Below are 22,141 nucleotides of genomic sequence, written 5' to 3'. Positions count from 1 at the left end.
GTCGCGGGGTCAGTTGCCGCGTGCCGGGGCGGCGTGGGCGGCGTTGCGTTCTTGGCGGGCCTCAAGACGGGTCTGGCTGTCCGGCATGTCGCGGGCCGGGTTGCCTCCCCACTGGGCGCGCGAGGGGATTTCCTCGCCCTTCATGAGGAAGGAGTCGGGGGCGAGCAGGGCGCTGTCGCCGATCGTCACGCCGTAGTGGACGAAGGCGCCGACCCCGAGGGTGCAGCCGCTGCCGAGGGTGCTGCGGTCGGACTTGAAGGCGCCGTCCTCCTGCGAGTGGCACTGGATCACGGTCCCGGCGTTCAGCGTGCTGTCGTCGCCGATGGTGACGAGGGTGCGCTCCGGGAGGAAGCAGCCGTCGTCGAAGACCCGCTTGCCGATCCGGGCCCCCATCAGCCGCCAGATCACGTTCTTGAAGGGGGTGCCGTCGAAGATCTGGATGTAGTCGACCGAGGCCATCTTCCAGAAGCGTTCATGACGCCAGAAGGAGGGCTCGTAGATCGAGCAGTACAGCGGCTTCTGGGGCTTGAATCCGGCGGCGGCCCGTTCGATCAGCGCGAAGTAGACGACGGTGAACGTGAGGGTGAGAAGGCCGGCCAGTGCGATCGCCGGTGCGCCGAGCGAGGGGTAGAGATCGACTGTGACCATGGCGATGAGAGTGATCACGAAGAGGTGGATCAGCCGCGCCAGCAGGTACAGGCCGGCGGTCGCGGCGTTGTGCCTGTTCTTGGCGGCCAGACGGCGGCGCAGCTCGTCGCCGGTCTGCAGGTGGCTGAACTTGTTGTCACGCATCACCGTGCGCGGGATCTCGAAGCTGGGTGAGCCCAGCAGGCCCACACCTTCGCGCACCGGTCCGTCGATGGGGACCATGACCTTCGTCGCGAGCAGGCAGTTGTCACCGGTCTTGCCCTGTGGGGGGTAGGCGATGCGGTTTCCGAGGAAGTTGCGGGGCCCGATCGACGTACGGGACACACGGAACGACGTGCTCGAGAAGTCGGCGTTCATGACCGACAGCCCGTCGGCGATCATGGTGCCGGTGCCGACCGAGCTCAGATACGGGTTCTCGTGCCGCACCTCGGTGCCGAAGTTCGACCCGGTCTGCTCGACGCGGGACAGGTCGTACCCGACGTAGCGCAGGTAGTGGACGATGCCGGAGCTGTCGCCGAAGAGCGTGGTGAAGGACTTCCTGTTGGTCAGCAGCACGATCGCCCGGTGGATGCCGTAGTGGAAGCCGTACAGCGGATAGACCTTGCCGGGCTTGATGGCCCGGTTGAGGACGCGTGGCACGGTGCCCACGACCAGGAGGCCGGCGAGCAGGGAGCCGAAGAAGACGGTCAGGGAGACGGCCAGAGCGTCGGCGTAGAACGCCGGGCTGGTGAGGGCGGCCGACTGCTGGTTCAGAAGCCCATGAAGCTGCGGGACGCCGGCCAGGAGGACGCTCACGCCGACCATCGCCAGGGGCAGATACACCGTCAGCAGAATCAGGAGCTGCACCAGGCAGTAGCCGGTCCTTCTGGCCGTGGAGCAGCCGGTGGGCCCGACCGTCCGGTAGTCCACCTCGGTGGGCTGCGCCGGCGAGCCGTGCCAGGGTTCGCCGTCGGGCACCACCTGGCCGGTGTGCAGGGAGGAGGCGTGGCCCAGCTGAGCGCCGTCGCCCATCGCGGTGTCGATGTCGAGGACCGTGTGCTCACTGACGAGCACGTTGCTGCCGAGGGTGACCGGGCCCGTCCGGATCAGGCCGGACTGGGCGCGGTAGCAGGACAGGGACACGTCGTTGCGGATGACCGTGCCCTCCCCGATGGTGAGCAGGTCGGTGCAGACCGGGATCGTGCGGGAGAGGATCGTGACGCCCTTGCCGATGCGCGCGCCGAGCGCCCTGAGATAGAGCACGTAGAGCGGTGAACCGGCGAACAGGCGCAGCGGGCTGGTCCGGATCAGGGTCTTGACGACCCAGAAACGCAGATAGGCCATGCCCCACACGGGGAACTCGCCGGATCGCCAGCGGCCGATGAGCGCCCACTTCGCCACGATCGGGACCGTGCACAGAGCCACGAAGCCCGCGCCGGCGAACAGGACCGCCCGCAAGTAGACGTCGAGCAGACCCGAGCCCGCGGAGATCCACTCGTACCCCGCCGCACCGGCGAGAGCGGCGAGGCAGGAATGGACCAGGAAGAACAGGAATTGCAGCATTCCGCAGACGATGTAGCGCCGCGTACCGGCCGCTGCCGCCGCGTCGGACGACGCCCCCACGCCGGTCGGCGTCTGCGCCGGTGCCGACGCCTCCGCAACCGGGGCCGGGGACGGGACGGGCGCGGCGTCGGCGAGCGCGGTGGCCAGGCTCCGGATGGTGGAGTGCCGGTAGATGTCCTTCATCGACACCGTCGGCAGGTCCGCCCGCTTCCTGACCCGCGCGCAGAACTGGGCCATGACCAGGGAATCGGCGCCCAGGTCGTTGAAGAAGTGACCGTCAGCCGGCACCTGCTCGACGTGCAGGACGCCGGCCAGCACCTCGGCCAGAAGCCTCTGGGGGCCGGTCGCCGGGCCGGCGTCCCCGCCGTCCTGGGGGGTGGAGACGTCAGCCGGATCGGCATGCAAGACCTCCACAGTTTTCGCTGACACGTGAGCTCCTTGAGGGCGGTTCGGTAAGCGTCGGTCGGTGCGGACGGATTCGTGACGCCCGCCCCTCCAGTAGGCCCAGCCGGGGAGTACCTGTCCTGCCCCTGAATTTCGGGGCTTGACGAGGTACGCCGCTCTTGATAGCCCGACCGCTCTACCGGTCACCGCCCCGCTTTCCCTTGCTTTCTGTGCGCGTCGCCCGGCTTACGACCGCGTATCACAGGCACGACCGCGGATCACAGACACCCGATCAATCTGCGGGAAATCGAAATCGCCCGGGAATTTCGCTGACCGCCCTTTAAGCGCGAACAGGTGGACCGCCTTTAAAGCGCGAACAGGGTGCGTGTCAAGTCCCGAATTTCGGTGGCATGACAAGGCGGCACAGATTCGGCCGTACTGGAGGTGTTCCGGCGAGCCCCCACTCGCCGCCGAGATCTTCCCGGCCGAGACGGACAGCGGCCGGGAGACACCCCCGCCGCAGTCGAGGAGACAACCATGCCCGTCATATCCGTTCCCCAGGAATTCAACGAGGACGACCTCTACGTCGACCTCGAGGGAATCATCGGGCACCCGCTGTTCCTCAAATGCGAGGGCTTCAATTTCGCCGGATCGATCAAACTCAAGGCCGCCACCGAAATGGTCGAGGCCGCCGAACGCGACGGCCTGCTGACGCCGGACTCGGTTCTCGTCGAGTCGTCCTCGGGCAACCTGGGCGTGGCCCTGAGCATGATCGCGGCCAGCAAGGGCTACCAGTTCCTGTGCGTGACCGACTCCCGCTGCAACCTGGCGACCAGGCTGATGATGGAGGCCCTGGGCAGCCAGGTCCACGTCATCACCGAGCCCGACCCCGTCGGCGGCTTCCTCGGCGCGCGCATCGACCACGTCCGCGCGCTGTGCGCTTCCGACGACCGCTATCTGTGGCTCAACCAGTACGCCAACCCCAGCAACGGCATGGCCCACTTCCACAGGACCGCGCCTGCCATCGCCCGGCAGTTCCCCGACCTGGATGTGCTGTTCGTCGGGGCGGGCACCACCGGGACCCTGATGGGCTGCGCCCGCTACTTCCGCGAGTGGCACCGGCCGGTGCGCGTCGTGGCCGTCGACAGCGTGGGCTCGGTGACCTTCGGGGGCGCCCCGGGCCGGCGGATGATTCCCGGCCTTGGCACCAGCAGGCGGCCGCAGCTGCTGGACGAGTCCTACGTCGACGATGTGGTGCGCGTGACGGAGGCCGACACCATCCGGGCCTGTCACCAGTTGGCCAGGCGTGGATTTCTGTTCGGGGGCTCCACCGGCACGGTGGTCAGCGGCGCGGCGGACTGGCTGGCCCGGCAGGAGGGACGGAAGCTGACCGCGGTCGCCATCGCCCCGGATCTGGGTGAGCGGTATCTGGAGACCATCTACCAGACCAACTGGGTGAGGGACCTGTACGGCGAGGACGTCCTCGGCTCCCCGGAGCCGGCCACCGCACCCCAGGCGGCCTGAACGCGCTCGGGCCTCAGCCCCGCCCCGGCTTCCACGCACGATGTCGCGGGTGTTGCTGCCGATCCGGCTCACCTGCCGTTGCGACTCCCTCCTCCGTCCGGTCACATGGTGATCATCCAGGCAAACTCCGACCCTCACTTGAGGGTCCTGTCGGCCAACTGGAAGCGGGTTATTAGCGTCTATCCCAACAGACACCCGCCCGTACGAGCCGAACGGAAGAGCCGCAGTGGCCTTTGCCGAGCTGACCCCACGCCGCCCCGTCCTGCGAGGCGACAAGCCGGCCCGGACACGGGCGCCGTGGCATGTACGCCACCGAGTGCCGCTCACGGCCGCCGTCTGCGCCCTGCCGCTGTACTTCGTGTGGTGGGCCGTCATAGCCACCGGCGGCGGAGATCTGGCGGCACAGGTCGCGTGGGCCGAGTTCGCGAAGATGTACCCGGACTCCGCGTACAACCTGTTCTGGTACGGCGGTCTGCACGCGGTGAACTACAGCGTGCTGTCCCCGTATGTGATGGCGGCGTGCGGCGTGGTGCCCATGACGATACTTTCGGGGCTCACCGCGTCATGGCTGGCCGGTGAGGTCGTGGTGCGCACGGGCATACGCAGACCCGTGTGGCCCGCGCTGGCGGTGACGTTCTCGCTGTGGTGCCAAGTGGTCTCGGGGCGCTCGACGTTCATGCTGGGCACGGCCTTCGGCATGGCGGCCGTTCTGGCGGTGGTGAGCGGGCGGAGCGTGCGGCACCTCACGGTGGCGGCCGTGTGCGCGGCGCTGTCCACGATGGGGAGCCCCGTCGCCGGGCTGTTCCTCCTCGTGGTCGGCGCCGCGAACCTGCTGTCGCGCGAGTGGAGCCGGGCCGCCGCGCTCGTCGTGCCCCCGACCACCGTCGTCGCCGTCACCACGCTGCTGTTCCCGTTCGAGGGCGAACAGCCCATGCCTCTGGCCCGGATATGGCCGCCGGTCCTCCTGAGCCTGGTGGTCGTGCTGGTGGCGCCGCGCGCCTGGCGGGTACTGCGGTCCGGCGCCGCCGTGTACGCGCTCGGAGTGGTCCTCTGCTATCTGATCCCCACCCCCATCGGCACCAACGTCGAACGGCTCACGGAACTGGCCGCTCCCGCCGCCCTGCTCGCCATCGCGATGCACCGGTGCGACGGCCGCGCGGACGACGGCCGGCTCGGAAACGGCGCGGACGACACTCGGCGCGGAAACGGCGCGAACGACAGCCGGCGCGGAAACGGCGCGGTGTCCGCCCGGCTGCCCCAACTGCCCCTCGGCTGGTTCACACCCCGGCGGCGCACAGTGGCCTGCGTGGTGGCCATGGCCCTCTCCCTGACCTGGCTGTCCAGCAAGACCATCGCCGACATCGTCACCAACACCAAGGTTCCCGAGTGGGCCGTCAAGACCGACGGTGTCGTGAACGAGCTCAAGCGGCTGGGCGCCGAGCAGACGCGCGTCGAGGTGGTACCGGCCCGCGACCACCGGGAAGCCGCCATCCTCGCGCCCTACATCAACATGGCCCGCGGCTGGAACCGCCAGGCCGACGTCGAGCGCGGGCGCCTGTTCTACGAGGGGCACGGCGGGACCAAGGTGCCGGAGGGCGCCTTCTCCGCGGAGGCCTACCAGGCCTGGCTCTCCCAGTGGGCCGTGGGCTTCGTCGTCCTCGTCAACGGTGAACCGGACGGCCCCGCCAAGCTCGAACACGCTCTGGTGACCAGCGAGCCGGACTATCTGGAGCGCGTGTGGGAGGACGCCAACTGGAAGATCTACCAGGTGAAGAACGCGACCCCGCTGGTCGACAAGCCCGCCTCGGTGGTGAGCGCCGACGGCGCCAATCTCGTCGTCCACATGCCGAAGCCCGGCGCGGTCACCGTACGAATCGCCTACTCGCCCTGGCTGTGGGCGGACAACGGCTGCCTGGCCGACGAAGGCCATTTCACCCGGCTGACGGTCCACAAGGCCGGCGACGTCCGGATCAGCTCCGCGTACGGCGGCCCGTCCCGCAAGACCGCGCTGGAATGCGAGGATGCGGAGGACGGGAAAAACGGGGAGAACGGGAAGAACGAGGAGAACGGGGCGAAGTGAGAAAGCAGTGAGCTACTGAGGGGGACCGCCGGCGCGCGTCAGCGCCCGGCGGTGTCCACCACCCGCCGGGCGGCGGTCAGATGGGCCTCCCTGGTCGCCGTCAGGGCCCTGAAGTCCGCCGAGTGAGCCGCGATGGCGGTCCGCTGGATCCTCGTCTCGGCAGCGGACCAGACGGCCACGACCCCGGTCTCCTCCTTGCAGCGCACATCGGCGCGGGCCGCCTTGATCTCGCGGGCCGAGGGGGTTTCCCGGCCCGGCGCACAGGCTGTGCGCAGAGTCGAGAGGACGCCGGGTGGGCTGGTCAGGCCCTTGAAGTCGGTCATCCTGATCCTTACCCGCTACGGATGGTCGGTCCGGGCTCGGCTGTGAGCGATCACAGCGTTGCCAGGGGTGATCAAAGCATTAGAACTGACATTCGCCCACGACATTGATGACCAAAGCGGAACGACGACTACGAAGCCCCTTCATGACCGTCGGTGACAGGGGATCCGTGCACAATGACCGGCTTACGGACGACCCGCGCATACGGGAACGCCCCTCCCGGTTCTGTCGGACCGGAAGGGGCGCTGGGCGGTTCTGGTGCGCCGTCAGCCCAGCCGCGTCAGCTTCTTGCCGAAGCCCGGTTCCATGAGGTCCGACTGGAGCGCGACGGGGACCTCGACGGCGTCGCCCGTACCGTCTCCGACCGTGAGGACGCCCACCTCGGTTCCGGCCTTCGCCTCATGCGGGAGGGTCGTACCCCCGTCCGCCAGCTGCAGCTTGACCGTCTGCCCGGCCCAGCCCACCGCGGAGACGTCCTTGGTGGCGACGACCGGAGTACGGCCGCCGAGGCCGTCGTCGACGTAGCCGACGACGTCGCCCTTCTTCAGGATCGTGTCGGCGGTCAGCGCGTCCTGGGCGGCGAGCATCGCCTCCTTGCTGACAGCGTTGACGGTGTCGATGATCGGCGCCGTGTGCTGGCCGAGGACCGCGCCGACGACGGTGACGGTCTCGCCGCCGACCTCCTTGGTGGCGGCGAAGAGCAGGTTGCCGCCGGCCTTGGTGGTGGAGCCGGTCTTGATGCCGATCGCGTTGTCGAACGGGACGAGCGTGTTGTAATTGCGCCACTTCTTGCCGGAGGGGTCGGTCCACTCCGGGAGCTTGGTGATGTCCATCAGGGCCTGCATCTTCACCAGTTCGTTGCCCAGTTTGACCTGGTCCTCGGCGGTGGAGACGGTCGTCTCCTTCAGACCGGACGGGTCCGTGTACGTGGTGTTCTTCATCCCGAGGTCCTTCGCGGCGGCGTTCATCTTGTCGACGAAGGCCTGCTCGGACCCGTTCGCGTCCCAACGGGCCAGCAGCCGCGCGATGTTGTTCGCGGACGGGATCATGATGGCCGAGAGCGCGTCCCGCTGCGAGATCTGGGAGCCCGCCTTGACGGTGTTGAGCGTGGACTCGCCGTCCGCGTCGTAGCCGCCCTCCTTCTCGGCGGTGGCGTCGACGGTGATCGACGGGCCGTCCTCGCCCGCCTTCAGGGGCTTGTCCTTGAGGACGACGTACGCGGTCATCGCCTTGGCGACCGAGCCGATCGGCACGGCCTCCTGCTCACCGAAGCTGTCCATCGTGCCGATGCCGTTCACGTCCATCCAGCCCTGGCCCTCGCCGGGCCACGGCAGGGAGACCTTGTCGCCTTCGAAGGCGTGCGTCTCCTCGGCGGTCAGCGTGAGGGTGGGGGTCGGCAGCGGGCGTACAGCCTGCACGATCGCACCGATGATCAACAGCAGGACGACCAGCGGGGTCCAGATCTTGACGCGCCGCACGATCGTGCGGACCGGGGTCTCCGGGGGCGGCGGCGTGTTCGTCAGCTCGGCCAGGAGGTCCAGCGGCGGCCTGGGCGGCAGCGGCTGCTGGGTGGTGCGCTCGGGACCGATCTGCGGGAGGGCCGTGGTGGCCTCGGCGGGGCTGACGCGGCCGGCCTCCGGGGGCGTGAGCGCCGGGGACGCCGGGCCCGTCACGCCCGCCTGGGACGCCGGGCCTGCCGCCGGGCGCCTGGGCTCGTCGAGCGGCTTGAGGGCCACGAATTTGCTGGTGCGCTCGGAGTCGCTTTCACCGGCGGGCTTCGACTTCGTGCCCTCGGCGGCGGGATCGGTGTCCGGCTTGGACTCCGGCTTCGCGTCCCGCTTGGACTCCTGCCTGTCGCCGGGCTTGGCAGCGCCCAACTTGAGCATGGTGGTGGGCTGGTCCACCTTGGACTCCGGCTTCGCGTCCCGCTTGGACTCCTGCCTGTCGCCCGGCTTGGCAGAGCCCAACTTGAGCATGGTGGTGGGCTGGTCCACCGCGGGCGGGCGTACGGCCTTGAAGACGGCGGTGGGCTGGTCGACCTGGGGTTCGGCGGCGACGGGCTCGGAGTCCGCGGAGGTGGCCTTCGGGGAGCCGCCCGAGGGGCTCTTCGGGGAGTCCTCCGGGGCGCTCTTCGCCGAGGCGTTCGGGCTGGGGGCCGCGTCGTTGTCCGAAGTGGCGCCGCGCGGCTTGGGCTTGGGGGCGTCCTCGGAGGCGGAGGCGGATACGGGCGCGGACTCGGTCCCGGCCTCGGTCCCGGCCTCCGCCTTGGGCTCGTTCTCCGACGCGGGTGCGGACTCGGTCCCGGACTCGGTCCCGGACTCCGCCTCGGTGTTGTCATCCCCGGTCCTGACGGCGCCGACGGACGCGCTCCCGCCCCCGGACTTGGGCCCGTCCTCCGACGCGGGTGCGGGCGCGGACTCGGTCCCGGACTCCGTCCCGGACTCCGCCTCGGTGTTGTCGTCCCCGGCCCTGACGGCGCCGACGGACGCGCTCCCGCCCCCGGACTTGGGCCCGTCCTCCGACGCGGGCTCAGTCCCGGTCTCCGCCTCCGTCTTGGGGTCGGCTCCGGAGGCGCTCTCGGCGTCGGGCTCGTCCCCGGGCTCATCGGTGACGGAAGCCTCACCGGAGGTGTCCTGCGCGTCGTCGGCGTCCGCGTCGGCCGTCGCATCCCGAACTGACGCCTCGCCAGAGGCTTCCTCGGCCTCGGATGCAGCACCGTCCGCGCCACCATCGGCGTCCGCGCCGGTGTCGTCGGCGTCCGCGTCGGCGTTGGCGTTGGCGTTGGCGTTGGCGTCCGCGTCCGCGTCCGCGTCCGCGGGCTCCGCCCCGGCGCCGCGCTCCGCAGCCCCCGAGCCGCCCCCGGAACCGCCGTCGCCTTCAGCCGCCGCGGCGTCACCCGACCCCGCCACCCACGCGGCCACGGCCGCACGCAGCCGGGAGTCGCCCTCGGTGCCCTTCTCTTCGGCGTCCGAGGCCCCGTCGGCCTCCGGCTCCGTCAAGGCCTTCGTGGAGAACACGGCCGTGGCCTGATCCCCCCGTACCGCGGCCGCCCGCTCACGGGCCACCGCCAGACGGGGGTCGGCCGAAGCAGAGGCCGAAGCCGAAGCCGGGGTCGACGCGGACGCCGAAGCCGACACCGACGCCGACGCGACTCCGCGCGCCGGACCCGGAACCGACGCCGGGGCCCCCGGCGTCGGTTCTGCCGACGACGCCGATGCCGACGACTCGTGCTGCTTCGACCTGTCGGGGGACTCGCCCGCCACCGATGCCTCCTCCATGCGGCGCACGCCCTCCGCGCGCCCAACCGAACCGGCAAAACTCTTCAACCGCCGCCCGGACACCGCTGTCCGAACCATGTACCAGTGTCCTGTGTGAGGGCTTACCCCCCGCGCTAGACGAGAACGACATACCTACTGGTTCCACTACATTCCGGTCAGGCACTCTCGACAGACCAATGTGAGAGGGGTCACCCTGTCATTCATCCACGCGGGGAGGCATGGATGGGCAGGAGCCGCAGAACACTTCCGGAGGAGCTTCTGCTGCTGGCGTTGGACCCGACCACGGGTACCACCGCGCAGCCGCAGTCGCTCGACCTAGGTCTGGCCGGAGCACAGCTAGTGGAGCTGGCGCTGGCCGGACGGATAGCCCCAGACGGGGATCGTATCGCCGTGGTGGCCCCACGGCCGACTGGAGATCCGACATTGGACAGTGCGTTGGAGCTGCTTCGCCGACGCGGAGCACCCGTACGCGCGGTCAACTGGATTGGCGGACCCCGGCTGGGGCTCCGTCAGACCTACCTCTCGCATCTGGAGAGGTGCGGCATGGTGCATGCCGTGGCCGGCCAGATGTGCGGGGTGCTGCCGACGACTCGCTATCAGGCGACGGACACGGCGATCAGCCGGGAGATCAGGTCCCGGCTGGACAACGCGATCCGCACCGGCGTTCCGCCGGACCCGCGGACCGCGGCGCTCGCCGCGCTGGCCCATGCGGTCGGTCTCGGCAAGCACCTGTATCCGGGGAACGAGGGACGCTCGTCCCGCTCCCGGCTGCGGGACCTGATCAGGCACGACCCCATGGGCGGCCTCGTGGCGCACGCCGTCATGGACGTTCAGAACGGTGTGGCCGCACAGCCGCGCCGCAGCCCGGCATCGGCAGGCCGTACGGCCACCACCGGTGTCAGGTCCGCGCCGGAACCCGCCCGCGGTGTTCCGATGCAACCGCGCCGCGGTTCCATGGCGCGCGTCGTGGCCCACTGAGCCGCAGTCCCACGGCACCCGGCACCACACGCAGGACCAGCACCGCCAGTACCAAGCAGCACCGTCAGTACCTCAGCGCCGCACCGCAGTCCCCTATGACCCGGTTCGGGAGCCGTCGGCTCGCGCGGGGCGACAAGGCCGTACGTCCGGACGACGACACGGCCCCACCGCCCCGCGCGGCCGCATTGGTACGCCAGCACACGGCGATGAGCGACGCTCGCAACACGGCGACAAGCGACACTCGCACACGCCGATACGCGCCGCCGATACGCGCCGGCTCCCCGAACCGGCGTGTGCGCAGCGCATATCCGCTGTTTCCCAGCGGTAGAAAACACCTTGGTGGCAGTCTGCTCAGCAGCAGATACGCATAGTGGCAACCAGAGGCCCGCAGCCGGAGGTGCACGTCCCGTGGCGTCCAATGTCAATCCCACCGTCCGGCGGCGCCGGCTGGGCCAGGAGCTGCGCCGGCTCCGTGAGCTCAAGGGCATGACGGCCGAAGAGGTCGCCGAACGGCTGCTCGTCTCCCAGTCGAAGATCAGTCGGCTGGAGAACGGACGGCGCAGCATCAGCCAGCGCGACGTCCGCGATCTGTGCGGGGTGTACGAGGTCGAGGACCAGCGCATCGTCGAGTCGCTGATGCAGATGGCCAAGGACTCCCGCCAGCAGGGCTGGTGGCACTCCTTCGGCGACATCCCGTACAGCGTCTACATCGGCCTGGAGACCGACGCCGCGTCACTGCGCGTCTACGACCCCCAGGTCATCCCGGGACTGCTCCAGACCCGCCCGTACGCGGAGGCGCTCATCGTGGGCGCGCTCCCGGAGACCGCCACCGGCGACATCGACAAGCGCGTCCAGGTACGGCTGCGCAGGCAGGAACGAATCTCCGCCCCGGAGAACCCGTTGCGCCTGTGGACCGTGCTCGACGAGGCGGCCCTGCGCCGGGTTGTCGGCAACCGGTCGCTGATGCGCGAGCAGTTGGAGCATCTGGTCGAGCAGTCCCAGCTCCCGCACGTCACCGTGCAGGTGATCCCGTTCGAGATGGGCGCGCATCCGGGCCTCAACGGCCAGTACGCGATCCTGGAGTTCCCCGACGCGGCGGATTCCAGCGTCGTCTACATCGAGGGTGTCACCAGCGACCTCTATCTGGAAAAGGCCGCCGACGTGCAGAAGTACAGCGTGATGTACGAGCATCTGCGGGCCCAGGCCCTGAATGTGGATCAGTCCCGCCAGTTCATCGCGGGCATCGCCAAGGAGTACGCGGAGTACGGGCGCTGAGAGCCGGCAGAACCCGCCCGGCGCGGCGAGGGCCGTACGGTACACCTTCGCCTCGCCCGGACGGAAGGCCTCACTGGAATATGCCATCCAGTCGAGTGAATAGTCGCTCCGCATAGCGATGTTGGCGAGTAGCGTCGATCACGCCATCGGGTAACAGCGTTGGCGCAAACCGTGCCGTGGGTTCGGCGTGAACCACACGGGCGGCGACAGCAACTCACCACTGGTCAAGCGGAGCAAACATGGCAATTCAGCAAGGCGCCACGGACACCTGGACGAAGTCCTCGTACTCCACGGGAAACGGCGCGTGTGTCGAGGTCAAGTCCCCGGTTCCGGCGGCGATGGCCGTGCGGGACTCCAAGGTCCCGGAGGGCCCCACGCTGGCCTTCCCCGCGGTCTCCTGGAACACGTTTGTGACATCGGTCGGCCGGGGGGCGTTCGACCTCGGCTGACGCATCGATGACAACTCCATACGCACCACCGAAAGAGCCCTCTCGACTGGCCCGCCGTCCCGGCCGAGGGGGCTCGGCGTTACCGCCCGGCACCTGCCCCCTACCGCAGCCGGTCCACGTACGTGTCCGTCCCCGGCACCGTGGGAATGAACGGCGCCACCAACTCCACCCTCCCCAGTCCTGATGCGGCGACCCCCGCGTCCAGCCCCGTGAAGTACTCCTCCCAGCACTCCCGTGGATCGGCCTCCAGGAACCACAGCAGGGTCAGCCGGATGCCGACGCCCTCGACCTGCTTGACGTACGTCATGCGGTCGCCGGGGAGCGGGGTTGGCCGGAAGAGGGTGACGAGGGCGGCGGGTGAGCCGGCGAGGCGCTTGGGGAGGTGACGGGAGCGCAGCCACTCCACCAACTCGGCGCGTTGCTCTGCGGATTCCGCGTCGATGACCTCCAACACCAGGCCCGCGTAAGGGTGGTCGAGGGCGTGGAAGTCGCGGGGTCCCGCGGCACCGTCGCGGTACACCGTCGCCTCGTGGTCCTGGAACGCGGTGAAGACGTGTGTACGGTCCTGAAAGACGCGGCCGTCGCGGTTCAGCCGCTTGTTGATGCCGACGGTCCACTTCATGTGGTCGTCGTAACGGCCTTCGGTGACCCAGTACGTGGAGAGGTAGCAGCCGGTGGTGACCGGCTGGGCGACCGCCGACTTCTCCGGGTAGCGCAGGAGTTGGAGGTCACGGGTCGCCACCCAGCGGCGCCCTGCGTACATCCAGGGCATGGCCATCGCGCCGGCGTAGTAGTGGTCGTCCTCGTACCAGCGGTTGTACGCGTACTCGTGGCCCGGGTGCGGTTCGACCATGGTGATCAGGGCGTGGCCCGGGTGGACGCCGTACGGGCCGAGGGCGGCCAGCTCCGCGTACACCTCGCTGCGGGTCTCCTCACTCACGTCGCTCCCCTTCCTTCCTCCGGTCGACGCCCATACTCTGACGCCCCGTCAGGCAATGCGCCAGACTCCGCACCGGACTCAGGGAGGCCTCCGATGTCACTGCTCTCGGGCAAGACCGTCGTCGTGTCGGGGGTCGGGGCCGGTCTCGGGCATCAGGTCGCGGCGGCCGTAGTGCGCGACGGCGGGAACGCGGTGCTCGGGGCGCGTACGGAGGCGAACCTCGCCAAGGCGGCGGCCGAACTCGATCCGGACGGCGTGCACACGGCGTACCGGGCGACGGACATCACGGACGAGGGACAGTGCCGGTCACTGGCCGCGCTGGCGACGGAACGGTTCGCGGGGATCGACGCCGTCGTCCATGTCGCCGCCTGGGACAGCTACTTCGGCGGACTGGAGGACGCCGACTTCGCCACCTGGCAGTCGGTCATCGACGTCAATCTGCTGGGGACGCTGCGGATGACGCGCGCCTGTCTGCCGGCGCTGAAGGAGCGCGGCGGGTCGGTGGTCATCATCGGGACGCAGTCGGCCGTGGCCGCGCCGAGCCAGGTGCGCCAGGCCGCCTACGCGGCGTCGAAAGGCGCCCTGACCAGCGCCATGTACTCCCTCGCCCGGGAACTCGGCCCGCACCGGATACGGGTCAACACCGTGCTGCCCGGGTGGATGTGGGGCCCGCCCGTCGAGGCGTATGTGCGCTTCACGGCCCATACCGAGGGCGTACCGGAGTCGGACGTGCTGAAGCGGCTCACGGATCGGATGGCCCTGCCCGAACTCGCCACGGACGGGGATGTGGCGGACACCGCGGTGTTCCTGGTGTCCGACCGGGCGCGCGCGATCACGGGGCAGTCGCTGCTCGTGAACGCGGGCGAACTCATGCGGTAAGGGCGAGCGCGCCCTTGGCAGGCGTACGGGCGCACGATCCCGGCCGTACGGGACTCCTCACCCCCGCGGATACCGGGCCAGCCACCCGGGAGTAGACCTGCCCGGCCCATGCAGCGCCGGCCCCTGCGTCATCTCCATCGCGAAGTCGTCCGCGAGGACCAGCACCGTGGGACGGCCCTCCAGCTCGGCCAGCCAGGCCGGCGGAAGGGCCGTCTCGCCGTGCAGGGCTCCCAGCAGCCCCCCGGTGAGCGCCCCCGACACCCCCGAAGGCCCGCCCTGGTTCACCGCGAGACACAGCCCGTGCCGCACGTCCTCCCCCACCAGCGCGCAGTACACGGCGACCGCGAGCGCCCCCTCCGCCGTACCGGCCCCGGCGAGCTCCTCCACCCGCCCCGGCGAGGGCATCCCCTGCCGTACGGCCCCCAGCGCGTGCTGGAGCGCCTCGGTGACGGGCTGGTGGCCCGGACGCGGGGCCAGCATCGCGAGCGCCCGCTGTACGGCCGCGTCGAGGCTCTCGCCGCGGGCCAGGGCGTGCACGATCACGGCGTACGCGCCCGCCGAGAGGTAGGCGGTGGGGTGGCCGTGCGTCTGCGCGGCGCACTCGACGGCCAGCTGTATGACGAGCTGCGGCTCCCAGCCGACGAGCAGCCCGAAGGGCGCGGAGCGGGCGGTGGCCTCGGGCCCGAGCTCGCCGGGGTTCTTGGGCGCGTCCAGCGTGCCCATGGTCTCGTCGCCGAAGCCGAGCAGACAGGAGCGGGCGGGGTCGCGGCGGGCGTACAGCCACTCCTCGCGGGCCAGCCAGCCGTCGTCCTTGCGGCGTTCGTCGGGCCCCCAGTCGCTCTGGGTGGCGGCCCAGCGGCGGTAGGCCCGGTGGAGGTCGGTCGGCGGATGCCAGGCGCCCGTGTCGCGGCGGACCTGGGCGCGTATCAGCCCGTCGACGCTGAAGAGGGTGAGCTGAGTGAGGTGCGTCACGGCGCCGCGTCGGCCGTACCCGAAGGCCGGGTCGGTGAGGCCCTCCGCGCCGTGCGCCTCCCGGATCTCCTCCAGGCTGAGCCCGTCGAGCGGCGCGCCGAGGGCGTCGCCGACGGCCACGCCCAGCAGCGTTCCGCGCACCCGGCTGCGGAAGTCCTGCTGTTCGGCACGGCCCCAGACGGCACCGGCTGTCGCACTCACCGAGACCTCCCTAGGCACCGTCCGTACGACCGACAGCTCAGCACTGTAAACGAACGGGAACGGTCGGCTGTGGGCCCCGAACGGTATGCGCCATGTGACCGGCCAGATCGCAACAGATCACTTCTTAGCGTTGTTCGACCGGCCCTTTCGGTCACCCTGGCCGGCTACGGCGCCTCATCCGTCCCGGCGTACCGCGCCCTGATCGCGTCCCGCTCCCCCGTCACCCGCTCAAGGCGGGGCGCAAGGCGGGCCCGGTCCGCGCCGGGGCTGTCGCGGACCTCGCTCAGCAGGTCCGCCAGCCAGGCGACGTCGATCCACTCGCGGGGCTCGGCGAGCAGCCGGGTGAGCCGGTCGTCGAGGGCGGGCCAGTCCTCCAGGCCCGCGTCGATCACGGCGTGCAGGAAGTCGGCGGCGTCGCTCGTCAGCTCCCAGCCGGAGGACAGCCGGGCGGCCTCCCGCCACAGCGGCCGGGCGGCGTCCGCCCCGTCGTGGCCGCCGACGGTCATGGCGAGGCAGAACGCGCCGCCCGCCTCGTGGCGCCCCCGCATCCGCTCGGCCGTGCGCCGTGCCTCGGCCCACTGTCCGGACCTGCGCTGCGCCCTCGCCAGCTCCTCGAGCCCGGTGGGTTCTTCGAGGCCGTGCGCGAAGGCGGCGGCCACCGCGTCCTTGGCGGCCTCGGTGCGGCCGTACAGCAGATGGACCTGGGCGAGCGTGTGGTGCGCCCAGGCCAGGTCGTCGCCCTCCCGGAGGTAGTGCTCCAGACCGGCCAGGGCGTCCTCGGGCCGGCCGACGGCCAGCAGGGTGATGATCCGCCGCATCCGGTACCAGCCGCCGTCCGGATCGAGGCCGACGGCCCGGTCCAGGTCGGCCAACGCCTCCTGGAACCGGTGCAGTTCGTGCAGGACGGCGCCCCGGCAGCCGATCGCCCACGCGTTGCCGGGGTCGAGTTCGAGCGCCCGGTCCAGGTCGGTGCGGGCCTCCTCGAAGCGGCCGAGGCAGCGCAGCGCCTCACCGCGGTTCCACAGCACCCACGCCTGGTCGGGCCACAGCTCCGCGGCCCGCTCGGCGTCGGCGTACGAGGGTTCGTAGGAGGAGAGCCGGCGGTGCACCGCTGAGCGCTGGACGAGCGCCCAGGCGTACGACGGGTAGAGCTCCACGGCGCGGTCCAGGTCCGCGAGCGCCTCGTCGTGGCGGCCGAGCCGGGTGCGGGAGACGCCCCGACTCGCGTACGCCGACGCGTAGGTGTCGTTGAGCTCGATCGCCCGGTCGTAGTCGGCGAGGGCGTCCTCGTTGCGGCCCGCGACCCGCAGCGCGTCGCCGCGTTCGCAGGCCACCCAGGCCAGCTCGGGCCCCAGCTCGACCGCCCGGTCGAGATCGGCGAGTTGCTCGGTGTGCTCCCCGCGCGAGCGCCGTACGCGGGCGCGCCGCACCAGCGCCCAGACGTGCCGCGGGTCGAGCTCGAGGGCACGGTCGAGGTCGGCGAGGGCGGCGTCGGTGTCGCCCCTGCTGTGCCGGGTCACGCCCCGGGAGGCCCAGGCGCCCGCGAGTCCGGGGTCGGTCGCGATGGCACGGTCGAGGTCGGCGACGGCCTGCTCGTAGTCGCCCATGATCCGGTGGTAGTCGCCGCGCACGAACAGGATCCGCGCCTTGCCGGGACGCAGGGCGTCGGCGCGGTCCAGATCGGCGACGGCGGCCTCGTAGTCGCCCTGTTCGGCGCGGGTGACGCCACGGCCGTAGTAGGCGCGCTCCAGCTCCGGATCGAGCGCGAGGGCCGCCTCGTACTCGACGAGGGCCCGCGCGAAGTCGCGGTCCACGCGGTGGCCGAGGCCGCGCAGCATCCGGGCGACGGCTTGGCCGCGCGCGTCGAGCCCGCCCCGGTTCAGCAGCAGTCCCAGCGTGTCGTGGGTGCCGTTCTCCAGCTCCTCCAGCAGGTCGCGCCCCCACTTCGCCACGCTCTCCGCATCCGCGTCCTCGCCCGCCTCGACGAGCGTCCGCGCCCAGCGCCGGGCCACCACCGCGCCCTCGCCACACGCGTCGACGACATCGCGCAGCACGACGGGCAGCGCGGTCCGCGCCCCCGCGCACAGCAAGTGATACGACTCGGCGAGCCGCAGCTCCCGCCACTCCTCGCTGCCCCACACCTCGTCGCCAGGCAGGCCGGTTTCCGCCTCCGCCCGCCATCCGGCGAAGGTCTCGGCGAGCCGGGTGTGCCGTTCGGCCCAGCCGCGCGGGGAGCGCCGCCGTTGCAGCCGCAGCATCGGGGAACGGACCACGTCGTGGTACTGGATCCGGTCCCCGCGGTCGCTGACGAACGGCAGCCCGCGCAGCCAGCCGAACAGCGCGTCCACCTCGTCGTCCGGGCAGTCCACGGCGGCCCGGAAGACGTCCGCGTCCAGCCGCCGGGGCAGCGCGCAGGCCAGCGCGGCGGCCCGCCGTACCGGGTCCTGCTCCCACTTCAGGAAGCGCTCCACGGCCGTCGCGCTCGGATCGCCGACGTCGTCGGGGTCGCCGGGCCGGGACTCGGCGAGCGTCGACACGAGGACGGGCAGCCCGCCGGTGAGCCGCAGCACCTCCTCGACGACCGGCTCCGCCAGCACTCCCTTGTCGGCGAGCAGCCCGCGCGCCTCGGCCTCGGTGAACGGCCCGAGCGGTACGTCCGTCACGAAGTCCGCGAAGCCGCCCCAGCGGGCGGTGTCGAAGGGCCGCTGCCCGGCGGTCACGACGACGACATTCGCCGGAAGCGCCCCGTGCCGGTCGGTCGTCATCACCTCGTGCAGCCAGCCGTCGAGGAAGGGGCCGGTCCGCTCGTACGTGTCGAAGAACAGGACGAGCCAGCGGGCGCCGGCGGCGGCCTCGGCCAGCTCGCCGAGCAGCACCGGTGTCAGGACACGCTCGGGCGACAGGACGAGCTGGACGTCGTCCTGGTTGCGGAAGCGTGCGCTGAGCCCGGCGCGCAACCGGTCGGCACCGTGGGCGAGTTGAGCCGCGTCCAGGGCACCCGCTAACGAGCCGACGACCGGCACCAGGCCCAGCCCGACGAGACTGGCCCGGGCGGCCGCCATACTGGCCGGAGACGGCTGCGGTTCGAGCGTCTCCACGACCGCCGACTCCGCCTCGTGGCGCCGCTCCCGATGGGTGGCCAGCAGCCGGTCCAGCTCCTTGAACCGGTGGTCCTGCCGGGCGAATTGCGCACTGATCGCCGCCATCGCCTCGGGCACGCTGCCCACGCCCTCGTCGAGGTAGGCGGTCACGGCCCCGCGTTCCCGCGCGAGCTGCTCCAACTCCCTTACCAGGAAGGTCTTTCCGACGCCCGCGTTGCCGTGCACATGGAACAGGAACCGATGCCGCTCGTCCTCCGGCGGCACGTCGAAGTTCTCGCGGAACGCGGCCCGTTCGGCACCCCGCCCCACGAATCCGGCCCGCCTGCGCTGCAGGATCAGCTGCTGCATCGACGGCCGTGCCTGCGCCACCCGTACGTCCCCTCGTCCGCCCGCCTCAGAGCCCGTGCTTCATCATTCTGGCTCAACAAGTGGGCGCTGGGAGCCCGTCGGGATCCCTGCCATCCCTGCCTAGTCGTCCGAGCCGCCGCGCTGCCCCTGCCTCGAACTCCCGCTCGTACGCGCCAACACATGCAGCAGCTCGCCCGCCGCCCGGGTCGCGGCCGCCACCACGCGCACCCAGCGCGGGCCGCCCCGCGCCGCCCACACGACGCAGACGCATCCTCCGACGACGAGCACCAGCACAGCGGACAAGACGAGCACGGCCATGGTCATTTCCCCCTGCCTTCGATTGCGGTCGGGGCATCCTCCCAGCCCGCGCGACGGGCCGGCACACCAGCCCGCGCGACGGGCCGGCACACCAGCCCGTGCGCGTCGCCCCAGGGCTCAGTCCAACACCGGCAGCAGCTCCGGCAGATGACCGTCGGACGCCGCGGCCGTGCGCTGCCGCTCCTCCGGTACCTCTCCGTACAGCGTCGTCCGCGGCCGCGCCGGACGTCCCGCCGCCTCCGCCACCGCGATCAGGTCCTTGACCGACTTGTACGAGCCGTAGGAGGAGCCCGCCATGCGGGAGATGGTCTCCTCCATCAGCGTGCCGCCGACGTCGTTGGCGCCGGAGCGGAGCATGTCCGCCGCACCCTCGGTGCCCAGCTTGACCCAGCTGGTCTGGATGTTGGGGATGTGCGGGTGGAGGAGGAGGCGGGCCATCGCGACGACGGCGCGGTTGTCGCGGGTGGTCGGGCCGGGGCGGGCGATGCCGGCGAGATAGACCGGGGCGTTGGTGTGGATGAAGGGGAGGGTGACGAACTCCGTGAAGCCGCCGGTCTGTTGCTGGATGCGCGCGAGGGTGCGGAAGTGGCCGAGCCAGTGGCGGGGCTGGTCCACGTGGCCGTACATCATCGTGGACGATGAGCGGATGCCCAGTTCGTGGGCCGTCGTGACCACCTCGATCCAGGTCGCCGTGGGCAGCTTGCCCTTCGTCAGGACCCAGCGGACCTCGTCGTCGAGGATCTCGGCGGCGGTGCCGGGGATGGAGTCGAGACCGGCCTCCTTCGCCGACGTCAGCCACTCGCGGACGGACAGGCCGGTGCGGGTCGCGCCGTTCACCACCTCCATCGGGGAGAAGGCGTGGACGTGCATCCCCGGGACCCGCTCCTTGACCGCCTTCGCGATGTCGAAGTACGCCGTCCCCGGCAGGTCCGGGTGGATGCCGCCCTGCATGCAGACCTCGACCGCGCCGACGTCCCACGCCTGCTGCGCCCGGTCCGCGACCTGCTCCAACGACAGCGTGTACGCGTCCGCGTCCGTGCGGCGCTGGGCGAAGGCGCAGAAGCGGCAGCCGGTGTAGCAGACGTTCGTGAAGTTGATGTTCCGGGTGACGATGTACGTCACCTCGTCGCCGACCGCCGACTTGCGGACGTCGTCCGCGATCCGGCACAGGGCGTCCAGGGCCGGACCGTCCGCGTGCAGCAGGGCCAGTGCCTCGTCGTCCGTCAGACGGGTCGGGTCGTCCGCGGCCGTCGCGAGCGCCGCGCGTACGTCCGTGTCGATGCGGGACGGCGCCATGCCGGGCGCCGCCGCCTCGCGCAGCGCCTCCCAGTCGCCGTACACCGCGTCGAAGTCGTCGCGGCGGTCGGACGTACGCCCCGTGGTGTCGATCGTGTGGTGCAGGTCGGTGCGGCCCGAGGACGTAAAGGCCTCCTCCGGCTCCTGCCACGGGTGACCCTCGACCACCGCGTCCTCGCGCGCAAGACTCGTCTCGGGGTCCGCCAGCGCCCGTACGTGCGGAAGCAGGCGCGGGTCGAGCCAGGGCTCGCCGCGCCGCACAAACTCCGGGTAGACGCAGAGGCGTTCCCGCAGTGCGAAACCGGCCGCGGCCGACTTGGCCTCGAGCTCCTCGATCTGCGGCCACGGACGCTCCGGGTTCACGTGGTCGATGGTGAGCGGCGAGACCCCGCCCCAGTCGTCGATCCCCGCGCCGATGAGCCGCCCGTACTCGCTGTCGACCAGGTTCGGCGGCGCCTGGAGGCAGGCCGCCGGGCCCATGATGTGCCTCGCCACCGCGACCGTGGCGACCAGTTCGTCCAGTTCCGCGTCCGGCATCCCGCGCATCGCCGTGTCCGGCTTGGCGCGGAAGTTCTGGATGATCAGCTCCTGGACGCCGTGGTACGCGCGGGAGACGCGGCGCAGCGCGAAGAGAGACTCGGCGCGTTCCTCGTACGTCTCCCCGATGCCGATGAGGATCCCGCTGGTGAAGGGGACGGAGGAGCGGCCCGCGTCCTCCAACACGCGCAGGCGGACGGCCGGTTCCTTGTCCGGGGAGCCGTAGTGCGGGCCGCCCGGCTCGCTCCACAGGCGCGTCGCCGTCGTCTCCAGCATCATGCCCATGCTCGGCGCCACCGGCTTCAGCCGCTGGAAGTCGGTCCAGGACATGACTCCCGGGTTGAGGTGCGGGAGCAGGCCCGTCTCCTCCAGGATGCGGATCGAAATGGCCCGTACGTACGCGATCGTGTCGTCGTACCCGTGCGCGTCCAGCCACTCCCGGGCCTCCGGCCAGCGGTCCTCCGGCTTGTCGCCGAGGGTGATGAGGGCTTCCTTGCAGCCGAGTTCGGCGCCGCGCCGGGCGATGTCGAGGACCTCGTCCGGGGACATGAACATCCCGTGCCCGGCGCGACGCAGCTTGCCGGGGACGGTGACGAAGGTGCAGTAGTGGCACTTGTCCCGGCACAGCTTGGTCAGCGGGACGAACACGCTCTTCGAGTACGTGATGACGCCGGGGCGGCCCGCCGCCTCCAGGCCCGCGTCCCGCACCCGCGCGGCGGACGCGGCCAGGTCGTCGAGGTCCGCGCCGCGGGCCTGCAGCAGCACGGCCGCCTCGGCGACGTCGAGCGCGACGCCGTCGCGGGCGCGCTTGAGAGCGCGACGCAGGGAGTTCTCGGTGGGTCCGGTTCCAGAGGTCGCGGAAGTCGTCATCCTTCGAGCATACGATCGCGGTGATCGGCGTCAGGGGCGCGAGCGTATGCGTCGGGCGCGGCGGGTCGTTACGGCGTGCTCCTGGTGTCGAGGGGCGGGGCCGGCGGAGGGAGCGCCGGGCGTGCCTTGGGGCTCGGAGCTCGGCGGTTCGGAGCTCGAGGGCTCGGAGCTCGGGGACTCGAGGGCTCGGAGCTCGGCGG

At 71.1% G+C, this 22,141-nt stretch carries 14 protein-coding genes; 6 read left to right on the top strand and 8 right to left on the bottom strand.

Annotation, left to right across the window (positions count from 1 at the left end; genetic code table 11):
- Positions 1–9 precede the first annotated feature (9 nt).
- Positions 10–2,619, bottom strand: a complete 2,610-nt coding sequence (locus tag C4B68_RS22990) for a Pls/PosA family non-ribosomal peptide synthetase (protein ID WP_099504193.1) — start codon at positions 2,617–2,619, stop codon at positions 10–12.
- Between the two features lie 492 nt (positions 2,620–3,111).
- Here C4B68_RS22990 and sbnA point away from each other — a divergent pair, with 492 nt between their 5' ends.
- Both sbnA and C4B68_RS22980 read left to right on the top strand, forming a co-directional pair.
- Complete coding sequence (gene sbnA, locus C4B68_RS22985; RefSeq protein ID WP_099504191.1) at positions 3,112–4,098, top strand: 2,3-diaminopropionate biosynthesis protein SbnA; 987 nt, start codon at positions 3,112–3,114, stop codon at positions 4,096–4,098.
- Between the two features lie 316 nt (positions 4,099–4,414).
- On the top strand, positions 4,415–6,178 hold the full coding sequence (locus C4B68_RS22980; RefSeq protein WP_099504189.1) for a hypothetical protein: 1,764 nt from the start codon (positions 4,415–4,417) through the stop codon (positions 6,176–6,178).
- Between the two features lie 38 nt (positions 6,179–6,216).
- Here C4B68_RS22980 and C4B68_RS22975 read toward each other — a convergent pair whose 3' ends face one another.
- Entirely contained in the window at positions 6,217–6,501 is a 285-nt protein-coding gene (locus C4B68_RS22975; protein ID WP_240634443.1) for a hypothetical protein, read from the bottom strand.
- Between the two features lie 264 nt (positions 6,502–6,765).
- Positions 6,766–9,777 (bottom strand): D-alanyl-D-alanine carboxypeptidase, encoded by a 3,012-nt coding sequence (locus C4B68_RS22970; protein ID WP_099504187.1) that lies wholly within the window; start codon positions 9,775–9,777, stop codon positions 6,766–6,768.
- 222 nt (positions 9,778–9,999) lie between these two features.
- On the opposite strand from C4B68_RS22970, the gene C4B68_RS22965 reads away from it, so the two are divergent.
- From C4B68_RS22965 to C4B68_RS22955, 3 genes are all read left to right on the top strand, one after another.
- A complete protein-coding gene (locus C4B68_RS22965) occupies positions 10,000–10,755 on the top strand; it encodes a GOLPH3/VPS74 family protein (protein WP_099504185.1) in 756 nt (251 codons plus the stop codon).
- Between the two features lie 408 nt (positions 10,756–11,163).
- The gene (locus C4B68_RS22960; protein ID WP_099504183.1) at positions 11,164–12,030 is read left to right on the top strand and encodes a helix-turn-helix domain-containing protein; all 867 of its coding nucleotides are present in this window, start codon (positions 11,164–11,166) and stop codon (positions 12,028–12,030) included.
- 239 nt (positions 12,031–12,269) lie between these two features.
- Positions 12,270–12,479: a DUF397 domain-containing protein gene (locus C4B68_RS22955; RefSeq protein WP_099504181.1), complete on the top strand. Its 210-nt coding sequence runs from the start codon at positions 12,270–12,272 to the stop codon at positions 12,477–12,479.
- A 100-nt stretch (positions 12,480–12,579) separates the two neighbouring features.
- Here the strand turns inward: C4B68_RS22955 and C4B68_RS22950 are convergent, their stop codons facing one another.
- Positions 12,580–13,419: a hypothetical protein gene (locus C4B68_RS22950; protein ID WP_099504179.1), complete on the bottom strand. Its 840-nt coding sequence runs from the start codon at positions 13,417–13,419 to the stop codon at positions 12,580–12,582.
- 93 nt (positions 13,420–13,512) lie between these two features.
- Here C4B68_RS22950 and C4B68_RS22945 point away from each other — a divergent pair, with 93 nt between their 5' ends.
- On the top strand, positions 13,513–14,298 hold the full coding sequence (locus C4B68_RS22945; protein WP_099504177.1) for an SDR family oxidoreductase: 786 nt from the start codon (positions 13,513–13,515) through the stop codon (positions 14,296–14,298).
- Between the two features lie 57 nt (positions 14,299–14,355).
- On the opposite strand, the gene C4B68_RS22940 is transcribed toward C4B68_RS22945, so the two are convergent.
- The 4 genes from C4B68_RS22940 to C4B68_RS22925 form a co-directional block, all read right to left on the bottom strand.
- Positions 14,356–15,471, bottom strand: coding sequence for an ADP-ribosylglycohydrolase family protein (locus C4B68_RS22940; RefSeq protein WP_099504175.1), 1,116 nt, complete (start codon positions 15,469–15,471; stop codon positions 14,356–14,358).
- Positions 15,472–15,635: 164 nt separating this feature from the next.
- Complete coding sequence (locus C4B68_RS22935; RefSeq protein WP_099504237.1) at positions 15,636–18,920, bottom strand: ATP-binding protein; 3,285 nt, start codon at positions 18,918–18,920, stop codon at positions 15,636–15,638.
- A 120-nt stretch (positions 18,921–19,040) separates the two neighbouring features.
- Positions 19,041–19,238: a hypothetical protein gene (locus C4B68_RS22930; protein WP_099504235.1), complete on the bottom strand. Its 198-nt coding sequence runs from the start codon at positions 19,236–19,238 to the stop codon at positions 19,041–19,043.
- A gap of 117 nt (positions 19,239–19,355) precedes the next feature.
- On the bottom strand, positions 19,356–21,941 hold the full coding sequence (locus tag C4B68_RS22925) for a bifunctional FO biosynthesis protein CofGH (RefSeq protein ID WP_099504173.1): 2,586 nt from the start codon (positions 21,939–21,941) through the stop codon (positions 19,356–19,358).
- Positions 21,942–22,141 lie beyond the last annotated feature (200 nt).

The sequence above is a fragment of the Streptomyces dengpaensis genome (assembly GCF_002946835.1).
GTDB classification, from domain to species: Bacteria; Actinomycetota; Actinomycetes; order Streptomycetales; family Streptomycetaceae; genus Streptomyces; species Streptomyces dengpaensis.
Note: the sequence above shows the minus strand (reverse complement) of the source record. Positions and strands in the feature narration are given on the sequence as shown.

Bases quoted from the DNA above. Each gene is read 5' to 3' on its own strand.
- sbnA (WP_099504191.1), top strand. From the start codon at position 3,112: ATGCCCGTCATATCCGTTCCCCAGGAATTCAACGAGGACGACCTCTAC.
- C4B68_RS22975 (WP_240634443.1), bottom strand. From the start codon at position 6,501: ATGACCGACTTCAAGGGCCTGACCAGCCCACCCGGCGTCCTCTCGACT.
- C4B68_RS22970 (WP_099504187.1), bottom strand. From the start codon at position 9,777: ATGGAGGAGGCATCGGTGGCGGGCGAGTCCCCCGACAGGTCGAAGCAG.
- C4B68_RS22965 (WP_099504185.1), top strand. From the start codon at position 10,000: ATGGGCAGGAGCCGCAGAACACTTCCGGAGGAGCTTCTGCTGCTGGCG.
- C4B68_RS22955 (WP_099504181.1), top strand. From the start codon at position 12,270: ATGGCAATTCAGCAAGGCGCCACGGACACCTGGACGAAGTCCTCGTAC.
- C4B68_RS22945 (WP_099504177.1), top strand. From the start codon at position 13,513: ATGTCACTGCTCTCGGGCAAGACCGTCGTCGTGTCGGGGGTCGGGGCC.
- C4B68_RS22935 (WP_099504237.1), bottom strand. From the start codon at position 18,920: ATGCAGCAGCTGATCCTGCAGCGCAGGCGGGCCGGATTCGTGGGGCGG.
- C4B68_RS22930 (WP_099504235.1), bottom strand. From the start codon at position 19,238: ATGGCCGTGCTCGTCTTGTCCGCTGTGCTGGTGCTCGTCGTCGGAGGA.
- C4B68_RS22925 (WP_099504173.1), bottom strand. From the start codon at position 21,941: ATGACGACTTCCGCGACCTCTGGAACCGGACCCACCGAGAACTCCCTG.